Raw genomic sequence first — 18422 nt, 5'->3', positions numbered from 1 at the left:
TCTGTTACTTTGCTTATACGTACCCAGTAATCGTTCTGCAACTATAAACGATGGCCCTGTTTTACACGTTATTGAACTAACCTACTAAACAAAATCCAATACCTGACAACTTTTGATAATCTCCTGACTATACTGACATGAATCGCATAACCTACGAGAACGAAGACGAAATCCGGGTTAAGTCATTAGCCGGAACCGTTATTATTAACGTCCTCCTGATTGCCTTGTTATTACTGGTAAAGCTATCCCAGACGGTTCCAAATCCACCCCCGATTCAGTTTGTGGAAGTGAACTTTGGTACTGAGTCTCGGGGTAGTGGTCATATTCAAACGCGGAATAAGGCGTCGGATTCGCCGAATCCAGAGGAGGTTAAACCGGCCGAAAAGCGCCCCAATCCCAAAATCAATACAACCCCTCGGATCGAAAAGACCCGGGCTACACCTTCTCCAAAAGTGGAGGATGCGAAACCCGCAAAAACCGCTACTGAAAAGCCATTGATTGTTAGCAAAGCTGAAAGCCCGGTTACTACCCCCGAGCGCCCGGAGCCGAAGCGGGTAGAATCGCCTAAGGCCACGGCCCCGGCCGAACGCCCTGTTCCTGTGGCACCGCCCAAGAAAGTAGAAACGGTTAATAATGATGCCCTCTTTAAAAAGTCATCGGGAGGGGGTGGTTCCAATGGTACGGTCGGGAAAGCAGCCGGTACGGGTGGAAATAATAATGGCGACGATGCCAGTGGTGTTGGGGATAAAGGAAACCCGAATGGTAAAATCAACGCGAAAGAATTTTACGGGACACCGGGAGGGGCTCCAACGGGTGTTGCTTTCGATGTTTCAGGTTGGTCGCTGGCCAGTCGGCCGAGTATAAGCGATGATTCGGATGAAACGGGTAAAATAGTCTTTCAGATTAAAGTGGATGAAAGTGGCGATATTATTAACGTACGTCAGTTACAAAGTACGGTGAGTCCATCGGTAAGTGAAGTGTATCGGAAGGCTGTTCAGCGACTCCGATTAAAACCAAAAGGAGGGGCAACTCCTCCTACGGCTACAGGTACCATTACATTTATTATAAAGTCGAAGGATTAATGGAGTACCCGGAAGCGATCGACTATCTCTACAGTCGGCTCCCCGTTTTTCACCGGATTGGCGCTAAAGCGATTAAACCCGGATTAGGCAATACCCTCGCCTTGTGCGAAGGCCTTGGCAATCCACAGCATCAGTTTCGTAGTATTCATGTCGGCGGTACGAATGGAAAAGGAAGCAGCTCGCATATGCTGTCCGCTATCTACCAGTCGGCGGGTTACCGAGTGGGGTTGTATACCTCACCCCATTTGAAATCCTTTACGGAGCGAATCCGGCTGAATGGTCAGCCTGTAGCAGAGGAGGAAGTCGCCCAGTTTGTTGAGCAGCACCAATCCCTGATCGAATCCATTGAACCATCCTTTTTTGAAGTAACGGTGGCTATGGCGTTCGATTTCTTTGCCCGGCACAAGGTTGATCTGGCTATTATCGAAGTTGGCTTGGGGGGCCGACTTGATTCAACGAATGTTATTACCCCTGAGGCTTCCCTGATTACGAATATCGGGTACGATCATACGGACATCCTGGGGGAAACCCTTCCTGAAATTGCCGGTGAAAAAGCGGGTATTATTAAAGCGGGAGTACCAGTCGTGATAGGTGAAACCCATCCTGAAACTGCGCTGGTCTTTAGCAAAACGGCAGCCCAACTCCAGGCTTCCCTTTTATTCGCCGATCAACACTACACGATTCAGGATGCTGGTGTCGTCGATGAAAAGCGGAACGTAGCAGTCTATCAGGAAGGGAGGAAGCCTCATTTCCTGTCACTGGATTTACTCGGTTCCTACCAACTGCATAATCTGGCAGGTGTGTTGGCAACAGTTGAGGTACTACAATCCGTGTGGCCAGTAGAATCCGAAGCTCTGGAGAAAGGACTATCTGAGGTTTCGATGTTAACCGGTTTAAAAGGACGCTTTCAAACCCTACAGCACCAGCCGAGAGTGATTGCCGATACAGCCCATAATCAGCCGGGCTTACTCGCTTTACTGGAGACAATTCAAACTATACCGTTTACAACCCTACGGATTGTACTGGGGTTAGTTGCTGATAAAGACCGCTCGAAAGTGCTCACTTCACTGCCTCAGACTGCGGTTTATTATTTCTGCCAGGCCCAGACTCCCCGTTCATTTCCGGCTGTTGACCTACAGGAAGAAGCCGCTCTGTTGTGGCGGGTAGGCGAGGTGTTTACTGATGTGAACGATGCCCTGGCTGCTGCCCTTACCGATGCTTCATTCGCTGATTTAATCCTGATAACGGGTAGTAATTATACGATTGCCGAATTAACAAATTTATAAACGTGACAAGACGAAAAACCCACCGCTTTCTGCAAAATGCAGAAAGTCAGAATGTTATTGAAGTTGGTAAACCGCTTTACAAAACAATACGAGGCCACTGGCGGAGCGATTATTTTGGGAATGAAAATCCGATTGTACTAGAATTAGCCTGTGGTAAAGGGGAGTATACGGTAGGTCTGGCGCAGGCTTTTCCGGACAAAAATTTTATTGGTGTTGATATTAAAGGGGATCGAATTGCGCGAGGTTCCCAGGCCGCTCAAACGCTTGGGTTAGCTAATGTGGCGTTTCTGCGTACGGATATTAACTTTCTTCACGAGTTTTTTTCGGGGCAGGAGGTAAATGAAATCTGGATTACTTTCCCCGATCCACAGCCGCGCCCCCGACAGGAAAAGCACCGACTGACTCATCCACGCTTTTTATCTATTTACAAAGATCTGTTTGTACCCGGCGGCACCCTTCATTTAAAGACTGATAATCCAGAATTATTTGCGTACAGTTTGGAGCAGGTGCAGGAGATGGGATGTGTCGATTTACAATCAACAACTGACTTATATAATTCACCCTTGAATGGAATTCACATCGGTATAAAGACAAAATACGAGCAGCTATTCTTTGACAAGGGATTTACAATTAACTATTTACAATGCAAAATGGGTGTGATTTAATATAATCACACCCATTTACAATGCTAATTAATTTACAATTTCCCTGTAAGTTACTGTTGTATATTATTTAACTTTTAGGGTAATGTTTACAAACTTAAAATAACTTGGCAATTAAGTCTGCCACACGGCTCGAATACCCGTATTCGTTATCGTACCAGCCAACAACCTTTGCCAGGGTTCCGTTTACGGCGGTTAATTTCGAATCAAAAATGCACGAATGGGGGTTCCCTACGATGTCGATCGAAACGATTTCGTCCGTATTATATTCCAAATAGCCCTTTAAGCCTTCTTCAGACGCCTTTTTCATCGCATCGTTAATCTCCTGGATAGAGGCTTCCCGTTTCAGAACAACTGTTAGATCCGTTAATGAACCATCTGGCGTTGGTACGCGCAAGGCATTGCCATCCAATTTCCCTTTTAGCTGGGGAAGAACCAGGCCAACTGCTTTAGCGGCTCCGGTTGATGTTGGAACAATTGATAAGGCAGCTGCACGAGCCCGGCGTAGATCGGAGTGAGGAGCGTCCTGAAGGTTCTGATCGGCTGTATAGGCGTGGATGGTTGTCATGTAGCCTTTCTCGATGCCAAATACATCGTCAAGTACTTTGGCCATTGGTGCCAGGCAGTTGGTTGTGCAGGAAGCGTTCGAGATGATCGTTTCGTTACCGGTTAGTGTATCGTCATTGACACCTAAAACAACCGTTGGAATATTTCCCTTAGCAGGAGCAGAGATAATTACTTTTTTAGCACCAGCCTGTAAGTGCATGCCTGCGCCAGCTTCATCGACGAAACGTCCTGTTGATTCTAAGACAACATCGACATTCAGATCTTTCCACGGAAGATTTTTTGGATCACGTTCAGCGTAAGCATTGATCTTCGTACCGTTAACGGTCAGACTTTCGCTATCAGAAGTAACGGTTCCTGGAAATTTTCCATGAACAGAATCGTATTTTAGCAAGTGGGCAAGTGTCGCATTGTCCGTAAGGTCATTAATTGCGACTATTTCGATGTTTTCTTTTTCCAGAAGCCGTCTGAACGATAACCGTCCGATACGACCGAAGCCATTAATAGCAACGCGTATTTTTTCCATGTACAGTGAAAATTGGTTTGTTTTCGGGGTCAAATATACTGATTAATTAAGCGGATTGGTATAGGAGGGAGTTAGCTATAATTTTTAGTATTTAAAAACGGATATTTTAGTAAACTAGAATATTTTAGTATTCTATTAGCATATTGCCACTATTTTGCTAATTATAAATAGCATTTTTAGCAATATTTACTAATTTTGTTAGTATTTGCTAACTTTTTTACTAATATTTCGCTATAAAATACTAACAACTATCCGTATTACTAATTTATATTTTTTCTTAGAAAATAGGAGAGGGGAATAGTAAGATTAATTCTCTTACTATTTTCCCTAAGCTTTAGTCACTAACAGCCACCTATCTTAATCCTATATCAGTTCTAGTAAATTAGCATATTAGTTCAACGTACTAGACTCCTTTTACAGTTGCCTATTCTATTACTTCCTATTTTACTTTCTTTCATGTTTATCTACTTAATATAAAAGCTATTCTTTTAGCATTATAAGGTCTATGCGATTTAGCAATTAGTCACTATAACCTTTATATTTCAGGGCTTTACAATCTAAGATCAACTATTCTCCTATACTTATCCATAAATACACTTGAATCCTCCCACTAACTATACTAACACAAAACGCTATTAATCCTCGTCCTCACCCATTCTTAGCTTTCGTCACCTTGGGAATACATTACCTCAGTCTGGGACATCGATTATTTCAGCCAAGCCAGCCATTCTTGTATGTTTTTAGTAGCGGTCGTGTGGATAAGTCTACCCAGTCTTACTGAACCAGCTGTTTAGAAACTCTACTCAAACAAGGACATTTTAACATGGAGTATATCGGTGCTTATTGATTTGTATCAAATAAGCACCGATATACTCTCAACTCTATTTTTCCTCTCCAAAAGCAGTTTAAGCCTAAAATCTTTATTTCAGCGGTTTATTCCTTCAAGCCATTAAGTCTATTAAATCTCCTACTGATAGCTTGTGTAAAGTCAATTCCTCAATCCAAACAGGAGGAAATGAACGGGCATCATTTTTGCTCTTTAACAAACAACAAAGTCATTACACGTACCACATACACTAAGGCTATAGTCTACTTGAGGCTTGGATACCAGACCACCACGGCAAATAATTTAAGTGGTTATATTACAAGTATACATGTCTTATTAGTACCTTTGAAAAATCAGAAAAAGTAATTACTATAATATTGATGTACAACAATATAAAATTTGGCACTAAATTAAAGTAGACTGATATTCAGATAGTTATACTATTATATATAAATCTTTACTTTACTTTCATGACTAACAAAATCGAGGAAATTTGGGCCAACCGTGAGTTATTGGCAAAACATGAATCTATCCAGATTATAAAAGAAGTAATAAATCAATTAGATAAGGGCGAGCTCCGGGTAGCTACCCCGCCAGTTACTGAAGATGGGGAATGGACCGTTAATGAGTGGGTAAAAAAAGCCATCCTGCTTTATTTCGTCACCCAGCAAATGAAGACAGAAGAAGTTGGCATCTTCACATTTAATGACAAGATCCCACTCAAAACCAATTTCGCGGCAGCCAAGGTACGGGCCGTACCACCTGCTGTTGCACGCTATGGATCCTACCAGGCACCCGGTGTCATACTAATGCCATCCTATGTCAACATCGGTGCTTATGTCGATGAGCGTACGATGGTAGATACCTGGGCAACCGTTGGAAGCTGTGCTCAGATTGGTAAAGACGTTCACTTGAGTGGGGGTGTCGGAATTGGTGGTGTTTTAGAGCCACCCCAGGCAGCACCCGTTATCATTGAAGATGGCGCTTTTATTGGATCACGCTGTATTGTTGTTGAAGGGGCGCACATTGGCAAACGAGCTGTGCTAGGAGCGGGGGTCACCATTACTGGCTCGTCAAAGATTATTGATGTTACGGGTGCTAAACCCGTCGAGTATAAGGGCTATGTTCCTGCTAACTCGGTGGTGATTCCTGGAAGTTATGCTAAACAATTTCCGGCGGGAGAATTTCACGTACCCTGTGCAATTATTATTGGTCAGCGTAAACCATCTACAGATTTGAAGACATCACTGAATGATGCGCTTCGTGAAAACAATGTATCTGTCTAAAAAATAGGCACTGCTGTTATTGTACGATGTAAACTCAAATTAAAAAGTTAAATAATTTACGATTTACGCTAATAATTAATATTGTAAATATTACAAGACTACACCGACTTAGTGTAGTCTTTTTTTTGTTAATTACATTGTTAAACTACAAAATTGCCATTACCTTTGTGTGTATATTTGTAATATCATCCCGAATCTATTTAACATAGTAACTAATCGTCTATGAATTCCTACGGACAACCCATGACCATAAACGACAAGATTAAACAGATTCTCATTGATAAGAATCTAACGCCTTCTTATTTCGCTGATGAAATAGGCGTACAGCGGTCTAGTATTTCGCATATTCTATCAGGCAGAAACCGGCCTAGTTTCGATATCATTCAGAAAATAATCCGACGTTTTCCAGAATTGGGCTACGAATGGATTATGGAAGAAGACAGTCCATCTACAGGGCAACCCGCTTCTTCAGGCTATATAAATCGGCCTGTTGGTCGTCCAGCGGTAGAACGCACCGACCGATTTCCTTCTGGCCCGTCCGCATCAATCCCAACGTATACATCCCAACAACCGGGTATACGTAGTCAACGCAACGAAATTCCGCCAGCCAGTACGCCTGTTCAACTCCCAATTGAAACCCCAGCACTTCCCGAGCAAACTCCCAGTTTAGCCACTGAAAAGAAAGTGGAGCGCATACTAATCTTTTATACAGACGGTTCTTTCCGGGAATACACACCGACGATTTAGTTCTACAATCACGTTTATACTTTTGGGCATGAACAGATCAAGTAGGACAAGTTAAGTAGTTGCCGGAACTATGAATCGACTTGTAATTTTACCTTCCCCCAAATTATTTTCTCATTTTCTATACAACCAGCTTATAGTATGGAAAGGGGTTCTGAGTTTAGAATAAAATGTCCCTAGATCAACCTAGGCGAGTAAAGTAAGGAACTACCGCTGTCAGAAAAGTATGCAAGTCCTGAAGAATATAAGCGTATTTATAGTGCAGCTTTTATTGGCTAATTCTCTTTTGATGGCTCAGGTTGACTTGCCGGGTGGTAGTCAAATGAAGATCCTCGAAATGACCAGCAGAATAGCAGATATAGCTAGCTCTTTGCAGGTCACCAGTATACATTGGTTCAGCGTAAACAATTACTTAACCAGCTCTATAAAAGTGATCAACGTTATTGAGACAGTCTAGTCAATGGATCTAAGTCGGCTTTCAAACAGCAGCTATTTACCCATAAAATGGTAGCGAATGACCAAACCAATCAACTAGTGCTCAGTAAGCTTGTTTCTAAGTTTGTATGGCCTACTCGTCAATAGTATGGAGATCAAGCGACTTTTATCGCCTGGCTGATTCCATGCTAAGTCGAGCTGTCAAAACCTGTATTATCCGCTAAGAATGCTTATCCGAAGGGTCTGATTACACAAAACCCTCACAATCTACAAGAACGTATGAAGCGTTATTCTAAGTGATACTACCATTTAGTTGTGGGTATATTTCACGTTACTTCTCAATTAAGTAGTTTGTCTTTACTAGTAGAATTTTGGTCAACTTGAATCACTCTTTTTTAGTCAAACGTAGCGCGTCATTGCTTATAAAACCGCCTTTATAGGCATTAAAAGCCTATTTTACACCCATAAACTACCTAACTCTCTGTAAAGCAATACTTTAGTGTTCCACGTGGATAACTTGTTGATAAGGCTGTGGATTACATCAATTCTTTTGTTGTATAATTTATATTATGTTAAGTAAAGTTTTTATTAAATAGGGCCAGCATCCTAGATACCGGCCCTATTCTTCTTATTTACTCTCAATGCAAACGATCTTCTTCTCTTCGTACTGCTTCAGAATATTTTCGGTATTCGTCAAATTTTCGGTTACCTCAGCTTCGTCTTTAATTGACTTGGCTTTCTGGAAATAGGGTAATGACTGCTTGAACTTGCCGCAAACTTTACCGTCCAGCTCTTTACCACTTTTGTTGTACTCAGCCATATCCATCTTATCTACGCCACGCTTCATTTCTACCGCTCGGTTAAAGATCCAGACAGCCATATTGAAGTTAGCATCGAAGTTATTCGGATCAACAGCTAATGCCTTTTCCAGATACTGCTTCTCTAAATTATAGTTGTCCATTTGAGTCTGCTTGAGATCAGCTACTTTCTTCTCATTCGCAGCAGCTACGGATGCATTGGCGGCAGCTTCTTTAGCAGCCGCTTCCAGGGTAGCCATTTCCCCTTTCTGTTCAGTGAGTCTTTTCTGAACATCTGCCAATTGACGCTTTAACTCCGCATTCTTGGGTTGCTTCTTGATTGAGGCACTCAAGCGGGCAATTTCACTATTGTAGGCATCGATAATGCTTTTCGAATCGGCCAGTTGCTTGGTTACATTACCGCCTTTCTTTGAATCACCTTCCAGCTTTTTAATCTCCTCATCTGCCTTATGACCAATGTTATTATACACGATAGACAGATTCACCAGATTCTGAACGTTGTTCGGGTCTTTTTCAACCATTTGCTTCATGCCCGTAATGGCTTCTTCCATCCGGTTCGTTGACAACATAATGTTGATCTTCTCATTCGCCAGATCTTTATTGGATGGAGCCAGAGCGATTCCCTTATCCAGTGTGGCCAGTGCCTTATCCACTTCGTTATCGGCCCGATAGAGCATTGCCAGCGAACCGTAGATGGCTACATCTTTACCGCCACCAACAATGTATTTTTCCAGTTGTGTCTTAGCCGTTGCATTGTCCTTTACCTGCTGCGCTGCAATGGCTGAATAAAGCGGTGCCAGCGTATCTTTGGGATTAATATCGCCGGCCATAGTTAAGGACTTGATCGCATCCGCATAGTTTTTAGCCTGGAACTTAGCTACCCCCTGCTGCATGAATGCACTGTAAAGACCTGGGCTCTTCAAGGCTTCCTCTGCTTCCTTAGCCAATTTACCAGGGCCACCTTTCTTGTCCTTATCCAGTTCGATTACTTTCTTATAAGCATCATAAGCGGTAGATGCCGCTGCAGAGTCAACCTTTACGTACCCGCTACTGGCAATATTTTGATACGTTTTAGCCCGATCCATCCAGGTACTGGCCTTAGCACTCGCTTTCGCATCGGTAATATCCTTATCGCTTTTCTCCTTATCTTTCTTAACGGCATCCATTGCAGCGGCATCTACCACAGATGCGCCTTGCTGTGCACGTGCACCTACTGCCAGGCAACACGCAACGAGAATTACAAAAACTTGTTTCATGTGTAAATCGGGGTTGTGTTATTATTTCAGAAACGAAATTACGGAATCTGTCTGTATAAGCATGACCTACTCTAAATTGTTTGAGCCGCCTGGCTGATTATCAATCAATCCAGACGGCTCAGCATTACAGCCTATTGGTTTCTTTATTCAGCAACAGCTTCTGGTTCAGTGGGGGCTACCTCCTCCCCTTCTTCCTGCTTAATTTTTGTAACTGATGAGATCTCATCGCCATCACGCAGGCTAATGAGCCGGACACCCTGGGTATTCCGACCAATCACGCTGATTTCACTCACCGGAGTCCGAATCGCAATTCCTGATTTGTTAATGATCATCAGGTCGTCTGTATCGGCAACGTCCAGTACGCCAACTAATCGACCAACTTTTTCGGTTACTTTCAACGTACCAACACCTTTGGCCCCCCGGTTGGTGATTCGGTATTCATCAATATCCGAACGTTTACCGTATCCATTCCGGGAAATTACCAACAATTGGGCTTCCGACGACGACAGGCACACCATACCAACAACATGATCGGTTGGATCGTCCTCATCGAGCGAGATACCCCGAACCCCGGCAGCGGTACGCCCCATCGGACGAACGCGACTTTCGTGAAAACGAACGGCTTTCCCTACGCTCGACGCAATAACAATCTCATTATCACCATTGGTCATACAAACCCCAATCAGTTGATCATCCTCATCAATCGTGATGGCAATAATCCCGTTCTGACGGGGACGAGAATACGCTTCCAACATCGTTTTCTTAATGGTGCCCTGACGGGTACACATCACAATGTAATTATTGTTGATGTAATCCTCGTTCTTCAGATCAGTCACGTTAATGACCGCCCGGACTTTATCATCCGATTCGATGTTGATAAAATTAGCCAACGGCCGACCTTTCGAAATACGGGAGCCTTCAGGTAGTTCATAGACGGGTAACCAGTATAATCGACCCTTCTGCGTAAACGCCAGCAGGGTATTGTGCATAGTCGCCGTGAACAGATGCTCCGTGAAGTCCTCTTCTTTCGTAGCCGCAGCTTTTGCGCCTACGCCACCCCGTCCCTGCGAACGATACTCGGTGGTTGGTGTCCGCTTGATATACCCTTCATGAGAAATGGTAATCACCATATCCTCGTCGGCAATCAACGACAGGTCACTGATGTTTCCATCCCCGAGCGGATTGATCTCGGTACGACGTTGATCTCCATAACGGGCGCGGATATCAACCAATTCCTCTTTAATCACTTCGCGTTTGCGTTCTTCACTGGCCAGGATTTCGCGCAGGCCCATGATTTCACGCATTAACTCATCGTATTCGGCCTGTAGCTTATCCCGCTCCAGTCCCGTTAAACGTTGTAAGCGCATCTCCAGGATCGCTTTCGCCTGGACATCACTCAGCGAAAACTGCGTCATCAGACCTATCCGGGCCACCTCTGTATCCCGCGACGAACGAATGAGGCTAATCACAGCATCGATATTATCCAGCGCAATTAACAACCCTTCCAGGATATGTGCCCGCTTCTCTGCTTCACGAAGTTCGTACTGCGTCCGGCGCGTTACTACCTCGAACCGGTGCTCAACGTAGTACTTCATCATATCTTTCAGATTCAACAACATCGGACGCCCTTTTACGAGCGCAACGTTATTGATACTGAATGACGACTGCAGAGATGTATGCTTATACAGGTTATTCAGGACAACGTTCGGAATGGCATCTTTCCGCAGGTCATAAACAACCCGCAGACCATCTCGATCCGATTCATCCCGGAAGGCGGTGATTCCCTCGATCTTTTTGTCGTTGATTAACTCAGCGGTTTTTTCCAGCATCACCGCTTTATTGACCATGTAAGGCACGTCCGTTACAATGATCTGGGTTTTGCCTTTGTTTTCTTCGATGGTGGCATGCGCCCGCATCACTACGCGTCCACGACCGGTTTTGAAAGCGGACTTAACCCCTTCCATTCCGTAAATTGTGGCACCCGTTGGAAAGTCAGGCGCTTTCACAAACTGCATCAGTTCCTCAACCGTAATGTCATTATTATCCAGATAGGCAATAATGCCGTCTACGACTTCCGTCAGGTTATGAGGTGCCATGTTTGTAGCCATACCCACCGCAATACCCGACGAGCCGTTAAGCAACAGGTTCGGCAACTTACCAGGCATAACGGTTGGTTCTTCGAGGGAGTCGTCGAAGTTAGGCTGGAAATCAACCGTTTCTTTATAGATGTCGTTCAGGACTTCCTCCGCAATTCGCTTCAGGCGCGCTTCGGTATAACGCATAGCCGCTGGTGAATCACCATCAATGGAACCAAAGTTTCCCTGGCCGTCGACCAGTGGATACCGCAGTGACCAATCCTGGGCCATACGCACCATAGTGTCGTATACAGATGAGTCGCCGTGGGGGTGATATTTACCAAGTACTTCCCCAACGATACGAGCTGATTTCTTGTGGGGTTTGTTGTAACTAACGCCCAGCTCAGCCATTCCAAACAACACCCGACGGTGCACTGGCTTCAGGCCATCACGAACGTCGGGCAACGCACGCGAGATGATAACCGACATTGAATAGTCAATGTAGGCACCACGCATTTCGTCCTCAATGTTAATGGGAATGATGTTACTGGGGGCTTCGAGGTCGGGATTTTCTTCCGCCATTTGCTAAAGGGGTTTCGCAGAAAATTACTATTCCGGCTTACACAGTCTGTGCAAACCACGCTATACACAAATATACAAAATTTTCAGGAGAAAAGAGAAATAAACCCGCAAAAACAAGCCTAAATACGCCAGAGAGGGTATAAAAACAAGCCACCTAAACGCTATTCGCCAACTGTATTGAACACCCCATCATCCATTTGAAATACAATTGTATTTCAACTAAAACTTAGTCCATTTGCCGTTCACAGAAGCCGGTTTATCAGTTTCGATGACAGGCGAGTCATCTTACTGTAAACGACAAACTGAATCTATTCCTTAATCCTGGGATCGAACGCAAACGGCTCAGTCTGTAGTAAGGTAATACGGGTAAAATCGGGATGAGCCGGATTAAGCAGAAAATTCCATTCATTGGGAATAATGGCAGAAGGCACCTTCAGGACGGCGGATCGGCCATGCCGAAGCCACTCCCCTCCTATCCGCTGACAGGCATCATACTGCCGGAACTCAAACCAGTCAGATGGCAGATTTTCTAGTGAAATTATTTCCATAGGAAGCGTATCAGGTACGTCGATAACCATCACCCGAAAATCGGCTAAAAGTCCTTCTCCGCTTCGGTGAACAACGTTTTCCAGACAGGCTAAGGCACGGGTTGCTGCCGTGTAAATCACAAACTGTCCGCGACTATTCCAGCGGGCCGCTCCCCCCGAGGCTACCAGTCGATCCGCATAGATAGTTTTTGTAATTCGGTAAACCAGCATTCGGTTAGGCCAGATCGCCGTATTCGATACGGATTACTTCGTCCATCACTAAATCAATGCCGCCTGAGGTATGCAATAAGTCAAAAGGAACCTGATTCCCCAACCCATAAGCCGGTTTGTCCATCCACCGCCGAAACGCATTAGCCGAGCCAAAAACCGATTCGCCGGTCTGGAACAGAGACATTATTTTAAGGACTTTCTCACTATCCTGTGGGTTTAGTTTCTTATGCTCCCGCTCGTACCGTTGAAACGTTTTTAGGGATGTATCGAAAACCTCCGCGAGTTGTTCGCGTTTATAACCGGTCAGGTCGACTATCTCAAAGAAGCGAGTAGCGGGCACTCCTTTTAGGGCCGAGAAAACAAGTGCTGTGCGATCAGAAACTAGCATGTCACAAACATAGGAATTTTGTCTGGTAAACACAGAATTTTGTCCAACAATTCAAAAAATCTTCTAGTTCGAAAAACCTAAGCGCTCATTAATAGTTTAAGTATATAGTAACCAATTAATTAATAACGTTATGAAAAAGATAAGTTTAGCTTTATTGCTGGCCGTCAGCACCCTAAGTTTCCAGGCTTGCAGTAGCAAAAAGACAGAGAATACGGACAGCGTTGAAAACGCCGAGAAATCCAATGATTCCAAAGAAGATGCGGGTACCGGCCAGACGGAAGATACCAACGAGTTTGCCGTAAAAGCCGCCAATGGGGGCATGCTGGAGGTTGAACTAGGCCGACTGGCTCAGGAAAAAGCGGCCAGTAAGGATGTGAAAGACTTTGGCGCTATGATGGTAAAAGACCATTCTAAAGCCAATGAAGAATTGAAATCGATAGCGGCTACGCAAAACATAACCCTGCCATCAACACTGGGTGAGGATGCACAGAAACATGTTAATGACATGGCTAAACTATCGGGGACTGAATTCGACAAAAAGTACGTGAGTATGATGGTCGATGACCATAAAGAAGACATCGACGAATTTAAGAAGGCTGTTGATGAAGAGAAAACCAATCCAGCGGTCAAAGATTTTGCGATGAAAACGCTGCCCACCCTGCAAAAGCATATGGATGCGATCAATGCAATAGATAAGAAGATGAAGTAATCAGGTAGTATTCAGTTCGGACTACCAACAAGTTCCAACGGCCTTTGTGCAGTATACGGTTTAACCGATACCGCGCAAAGGCCGTTGGCAACTCAACTGGTAGTCCGCTGAGCTATTATACCCAGGAGCGAATACGTAGCCCCTGTTTAGCGCATACTAAAATCATCGTAATGAAAGGAGCCCTTATCGAAGTCATAGGTCGAAAGTCCGTTGAGCAGACACTGAGCAAAAGCAGGAGGTCCAAAAAACCAGATGCTTACACCCTGAAAACTACCAACGGCTCCATAAAGCCTCTTCGCCGTAAGGTATTCGTTTTGGATCGAGTTTAAATGATAAAAGGTAACCCCACTTTGTTGGCATAAACGCGCTAATGAATCAGGAAACAGGCTATCCTTATCCCCTCGCGTGGAATACCAGAAATCGATGGGTGTGTGGGCTCCCCCCTGATTGGCAAGCTGCTCTAAACGGCCCATAAACGGCGTAACGCCGATACCTCCGGCAATCCAGATTTGCCGCCCGGACGGAGTCGTAGCGGGGGTATCAAAGACAAATTCACTAGGGGCCCTCCACCTCTACCGATTGCCCCACCCTTAGGTGATTGCTCAACTCGCCTGTGAAATCCCCCAATGATTTTATGACAAACCGTACGCTATGCTGGTCATCGACTGAAGAGGCAATCGTAAATGGATGTGGTTCACGATCATGTTCGAAGCGTAGAAAAGCGTACTGGCCAGCCCGGTGAACGAACGGCTTCTGGCTGGTTATCAGTCGTATGTCAAGAATACCCTGCGGGCGATTGTCTAGCTGACTAATACGAGCCGCCACTTTTCGGGAGACACCAATGCGCTGAAACAAGCCAATGAAGGCCGCTACGACACCAACGATCACCAGTACTAGCAACAGATAACCACCCGGCGTTGCTAACCAGCGTTCTTTCAGTTGGGCCGTGGCACCATGGTAAGCCCCCAACAGAAAGACAGCCGAAAAAATCTTGTGTGTTTTTCGAAATATATGATAGGGAATTTTCGCACTCAACGCAATGATCACCAGGATAATCACCATGCCTGAGCCCGCTATCTGTAGATTGACACTGCGTAAGTTCGCTGCCGACAAGTGGAGGCTATCACCCGTCATACTACCAACCGACACAAAACGGGTCCGGGGTGTGAATGCGCCATTGCCTTTTAAGGCCAATAGCACTAATTCGGCAGTATGTCCCCATAAATAATCGAGGATAACATCAATAGACATACTCCTGTGAAGGGCCTGAATCTGTGCGATAAACGCATCATCGGTCTGCTGAACCGAGATAACTTCATCGGCTCCTAACGCCAGAAGGGCCTGCAGTGATTCAGGATCACGACCTGTAGCAATGATTTTTTGGCACCGTATCGTCTGGCGATCTGAACGGCCACCCGACCCGTAAAGCCAGTAGCTCCATTAATCAGCACCGTGTCGCCGGGTTGCATATCCGCACGGAACCGTAGCGCCATCGCTGCGCCGATCACAGCATTGGGTAGAGCCGCAGCCGTCGCATCGTCCAGATGATTGGGGACAATGACCATCCGATCTTTTTCGATCACGGCTTGCTCGGCCACCATGCCAGTGACGCCTACGGCATAGACCCGAGTGCCATCGGCTAATACGCCTACGCCATCCCCTCCAATCACCCTTGCCTCAGCAAGGGTGTAGGCCTCACTGGAATAGTGGGTGCCACTGGCTTTACTTCGATCAACATGTTTGATGGCTGCTGCTCTGACGGTTATCAAAATTTCATCTTCGCTGGAAACAACGGGGTTTGGGCATTCAACATAGCGTGGAATTCCCTCTTGTGGATTCATAACGGCTGCTTTCATCCTGTCTGTCTGTTTTGCTGATTGACATGGCAAAAGTAGATGGCAGCCCTGCCGTTAAACGATAACATTTGTTACCAAATTTGAGACCTATGCTTTCCCGCGAGCAAGCTTGTTCTTGAGTCGATTAAAAGCGGAGCTACTGGAAGATGGCTGTTTTGTGAGCCTACAGGATGCTCGCGACGACAGGGCCGCCTGTGCGGTTGTTTAACTTGAAGGGTATTATAATGTCCCAGGACCACCCCAGACACCATTCATGGACTTTATAAACAATTAGCTGTCGTCATTTGGGATAAAAGATCAGTCTCACAAACTCAGCTAAAATTTGAGATTTTGAGACTGATTGGTGAGATGACAATTTGAGACTCAAGCTCATATAGAATGACTTTACCAGGACCACTACTGCACCTATCACTTAAAATGGGCGTTTCGCGAAACGGCTAATTTGTAAGTAGTTAGCCTGACGTTTCGTACTTTGGCTAACATAAAGCAGATAATACAACAGCTTTTGACTTGCTATGTGGTGGTCTTTTGAAGCTTTTGACAAAGCTTATACTAGTAAGGATGGGTCGATCTGGCACTTTAAGGTATGGAGTGATATTTTGTCTCCTAACCCATTACAATTCATATTTTTTTGGAATGCTGATCAGAGTCAAACAGGTCTAATTGAGTATCGTGATAGCCAGACTCTACACCGTCGTAGGATTCAGGATAGAATCCTGAAAATAGTGAGTGATAAATCATTTCGAGAGAAGTACTTTATGTCTCTTAAATTCCCTATCGAAAAACATTACCCAACATAAAGCAAATTATATAACAATGAAGGTGCTTCTTTTACTGTATCTAGGCATTGGTATTTCGAGCTGTACTACAATAAAGGCAAAGAAGCATTCCTTTTCGATAACAATCGGCTCTGGCTTTCACAAAGACACCTTATCGGTAGCTTACAATGGAATACCCTTAATCATCAATTCAGTTGCAGACTCTGATTTTGTGACGGGGATTGTTCCTTCCTTGAGTATTGTAGGAGAAAAAGGGGTACTGAAAGTTAATAGTCAGAAAGGGGAAAGGAGTATTAATGCACAGTTAGATAATGAATCGGCTATTCTTGTTGTCAGGGTGGGACAGTACACTAGCTCAATACCTTTTAATAGCAGAAAGGGCCGTTACCTGCTCATCAATTACGCTCAGAATGGTATTCAATTGAATCAATACAAAAAGCCAATGGTTTTTTATTAAATAAAGTTGTTTATATATACTAGGTTATCATAATGCCACTTATACAACAAGTAGTTTTATTTCGATTGGAAGCGAATTGACTTCAAAAACAGAACATCTTTTCTACACTTTCGTCTCCATTCGCGGCCATACTTTTTATCTAAATAAGAAAAAATTATAGTGCTGTATGCTATCAAGCAGCTATCACTTTCAGACCTAAGGTCACCGAAATCTTCATATAGAAACCTGAACTGTTTTTCTACTGTGGAATCGTTTGTATATCTAGTGGGACCTATCCCACCTTGTAGAAATAACTTTGGTTTACTATTAGTAATATCTAATTGGGCTTTCGCTGCGTTATGAAATAAACATAGGTTTGTACTTTGCCCAAATGCCCAACAAGTACTAAACAACATCAGTAAAATCAATATTATGGATTTGCCCATCTGATATAATTATTGTTAGAGAAGGTAAGTCGATGAAGCACTTTAGTTTCTAAAATAATCCTCATAACTAAGAATTATGTTATGAGGATTATCCTTGATCTTTGTTGGTAAATAAATGTGACTATTCTTATATAAGTACAAATACTAGCAATTGTGTCATCATTTAGCAGATCTAAATAGACTTCTTTTTTTTACAGCCACATTAACTATTTCTTGCACGACAAATATTGAATTTTTACGTCCAAGATGACCATACTGTTTTAGCTCATTAGTGTAAATGCCAATGGCTTCAATAATAAGATAACTATTTACACTATTATTAATCGCTTGGCGAATTTTATCGTCAAATTCTGGATTTTTATATTTTACTTCATTAAGCCCTAATTCTAAATCCAAACTATTAGAGCATCTTTTTCTGCTTATAGGGCTAAAAGACCAGTATTCGTCATAACCTGAGTACTCACCTTTGATACATACTAAATCATTTTTATAATTTGGCAAATCACAAAAGTCTATATATTTAAATAGTTTAGAATCCGTCTGAGTGATAGAAAAATGGTTGCGTACACAGCCAAGAGAAAATAAACAAACTAAGTATAGTATATTCTTCATTAAAAATCAATTCTACTGTTATATAAGTGTCATTTAACTTTATTTTGTCAAGTGGTTTTCCCTTACTTCTAAAAAACTAATGCCTGATACTTTAGGGGACTCAACCAAAAATTCATCTTGTAAGAGAAAAGATACGGTTCTTGGATTCTTTTTATTGATAACGCCTGTATCTACTATAAGAGTAAGTGTATCCGATTTGAATGTGTAATACCCCTCACAATTAGCATCCCCTCGTGAATTACCTATTTCAAAGCGTTTGTCACTATATAGCCCTAACCAAATTCCTCTCCTAGTGA

16 protein-coding genes are annotated in these 18422 nt (G+C 43.8%); 7 read left to right on the top strand and 9 right to left on the bottom strand.

From position 1 onward, the window contains the following. Window positions 1-137 precede the first annotated feature (137 nt). Genes EXU85_RS16925 through trmB form a run of 3 tightly spaced genes read left to right on the top strand, consistent with a single transcriptional unit; the run spans window position 138 to window position 3033 of the window. Entirely contained in the window at window positions 138-1082 is a 945-nt protein-coding gene (locus EXU85_RS16925; RefSeq protein ID WP_142773214.1) for an energy transducer TonB, read from the top strand. Beyond that, on the top strand, window positions 1082-2368 hold the full coding sequence (locus EXU85_RS16920; RefSeq protein WP_142773213.1) for a folylpolyglutamate synthase/dihydrofolate synthase family protein: 1287 nt from the start codon (window positions 1082-1084) through the stop codon (window positions 2366-2368). The genes EXU85_RS16925 and EXU85_RS16920 overlap by 1 nt, the downstream gene beginning before the upstream one ends. Window positions 2369-2370: 2 nt before the next feature. Then, window positions 2371-3033, top strand: a complete 663-nt coding sequence (gene trmB, locus EXU85_RS16915) for a tRNA (guanosine(46)-N7)-methyltransferase TrmB (protein ID WP_142773212.1) — start codon at window positions 2371-2373, stop codon at window positions 3031-3033. Window positions 3034-3127: 94 nt separating this feature from the next. Here the strand turns inward: trmB and gap are convergent, their stop codons facing one another. After that, complete coding sequence (gene gap, locus EXU85_RS16910; protein ID WP_142773211.1) at window positions 3128-4120, bottom strand: type I glyceraldehyde-3-phosphate dehydrogenase; 993 nt, start codon at window positions 4118-4120, stop codon at window positions 3128-3130. A 1296-nt stretch (window positions 4121-5416) separates the two neighbouring features. On the opposite strand from gap, the gene EXU85_RS16905 reads away from it, so the two are divergent. Continuing rightward, complete coding sequence (locus tag EXU85_RS16905; protein WP_142773210.1) at window positions 5417-6232, top strand: 2,3,4,5-tetrahydropyridine-2,6-dicarboxylate N-succinyltransferase; 816 nt, start codon at window positions 5417-5419, stop codon at window positions 6230-6232. 222 nt (window positions 6233-6454) lie between these two features. Beyond that, a complete protein-coding gene (locus EXU85_RS16900) occupies window positions 6455-6979 on the top strand; it encodes a helix-turn-helix transcriptional regulator (protein WP_371732025.1) in 525 nt (174 codons plus the stop codon). Window positions 6980-8039: 1060 nt separating this feature from the next. Here the strand turns inward: EXU85_RS16900 and EXU85_RS16895 are convergent. From EXU85_RS16895 to EXU85_RS16880, 4 genes are all read right to left on the bottom strand, one after another. After that, entirely contained in the window at window positions 8040-9485 is a 1446-nt protein-coding gene (locus tag EXU85_RS16895) for a lipopolysaccharide assembly protein LapB (protein ID WP_142773209.1), read from the bottom strand. Window positions 9486-9628: 143 nt separating this feature from the next. Further along, window positions 9629-12142 carry a DNA gyrase subunit A gene (gyrA, locus tag EXU85_RS16890; RefSeq protein ID WP_142773208.1) on the bottom strand — a complete coding sequence of 838 codons (2514 nt, stop codon included), beginning with the start codon at window positions 12140-12142 and terminating at the stop codon, window positions 9629-9631. A 308-nt stretch (window positions 12143-12450) separates the two neighbouring features. Next, window positions 12451-12900: an RES family NAD+ phosphorylase gene (locus EXU85_RS16885; RefSeq protein ID WP_142773207.1), complete on the bottom strand. Its 450-nt coding sequence runs from the start codon at window positions 12898-12900 to the stop codon at window positions 12451-12453. Between the two features lie 4 nt (window positions 12901-12904). Beyond that, a complete protein-coding gene (locus EXU85_RS16880; protein ID WP_142773206.1) occupies window positions 12905-13288 on the bottom strand; it encodes an antitoxin Xre/MbcA/ParS toxin-binding domain-containing protein in 384 nt (127 codons plus the stop codon). 130 nt (window positions 13289-13418) lie between these two features. Here EXU85_RS16880 and EXU85_RS16875 point away from each other — a divergent pair, with 130 nt between their 5' ends. Then, entirely contained in the window at window positions 13419-13997 is a 579-nt protein-coding gene (locus EXU85_RS16875) for a DUF4142 domain-containing protein (protein WP_142773205.1), read from the top strand. A gap of 146 nt (window positions 13998-14143) precedes the next feature. On the opposite strand, the gene EXU85_RS16870 is transcribed toward EXU85_RS16875, so the two are convergent. The 3 genes from EXU85_RS16870 to EXU85_RS16865 all read right to left on the bottom strand — a co-directional run bounded on the left by EXU85_RS16870 (window position 14144) and on the right by EXU85_RS16865 (window position 15853). Continuing rightward, window positions 14144-14470, bottom strand: a complete 327-nt coding sequence (locus tag EXU85_RS16870; RefSeq protein WP_142773204.1) for a hypothetical protein — start codon at window positions 14468-14470, stop codon at window positions 14144-14146. An 82-nt stretch (window positions 14471-14552) separates the two neighbouring features. Further along, on the bottom strand, window positions 14553-15332 hold the full coding sequence (locus EXU85_RS35660; RefSeq protein WP_371732049.1) for an FAD-binding oxidoreductase: 780 nt from the start codon (window positions 15330-15332) through the stop codon (window positions 14553-14555). Continuing rightward, window positions 15323-15853, bottom strand: a complete 531-nt coding sequence (locus EXU85_RS16865) for a hypothetical protein (protein ID WP_210422473.1) — start codon at window positions 15851-15853, stop codon at window positions 15323-15325. Before EXU85_RS16865 ends, EXU85_RS35660 begins: the two co-directional genes overlap by 10 nt. An 816-nt stretch (window positions 15854-16669) precedes the next feature. Here EXU85_RS16865 and EXU85_RS16860 point away from each other — a divergent pair. After that, on the top strand, window positions 16670-17089 hold the full coding sequence (locus EXU85_RS16860; RefSeq protein WP_142773203.1) for a hypothetical protein: 420 nt from the start codon (window positions 16670-16672) through the stop codon (window positions 17087-17089). A gap of 584 nt (window positions 17090-17673) precedes the next feature. Here EXU85_RS16860 and EXU85_RS16855 read toward each other — a convergent pair. Continuing rightward, window positions 17674-18126, bottom strand: a complete 453-nt coding sequence (locus EXU85_RS16855) for a hypothetical protein (RefSeq protein ID WP_142773202.1) — start codon at window positions 18124-18126, stop codon at window positions 17674-17676. Window positions 18127-18422: the final 296 nt, after the last annotated feature.

It is taken from the genome of Spirosoma sp. KCTC 42546 (assembly GCF_006965485.1).
GTDB lineage: Bacteria > Bacteroidota > Bacteroidia > Cytophagales > Spirosomataceae > Spirosoma.
The sequence above is the reverse complement of the archived record's forward strand: the minus strand, read 5'-3'. Positions and strand labels throughout refer to the sequence as shown.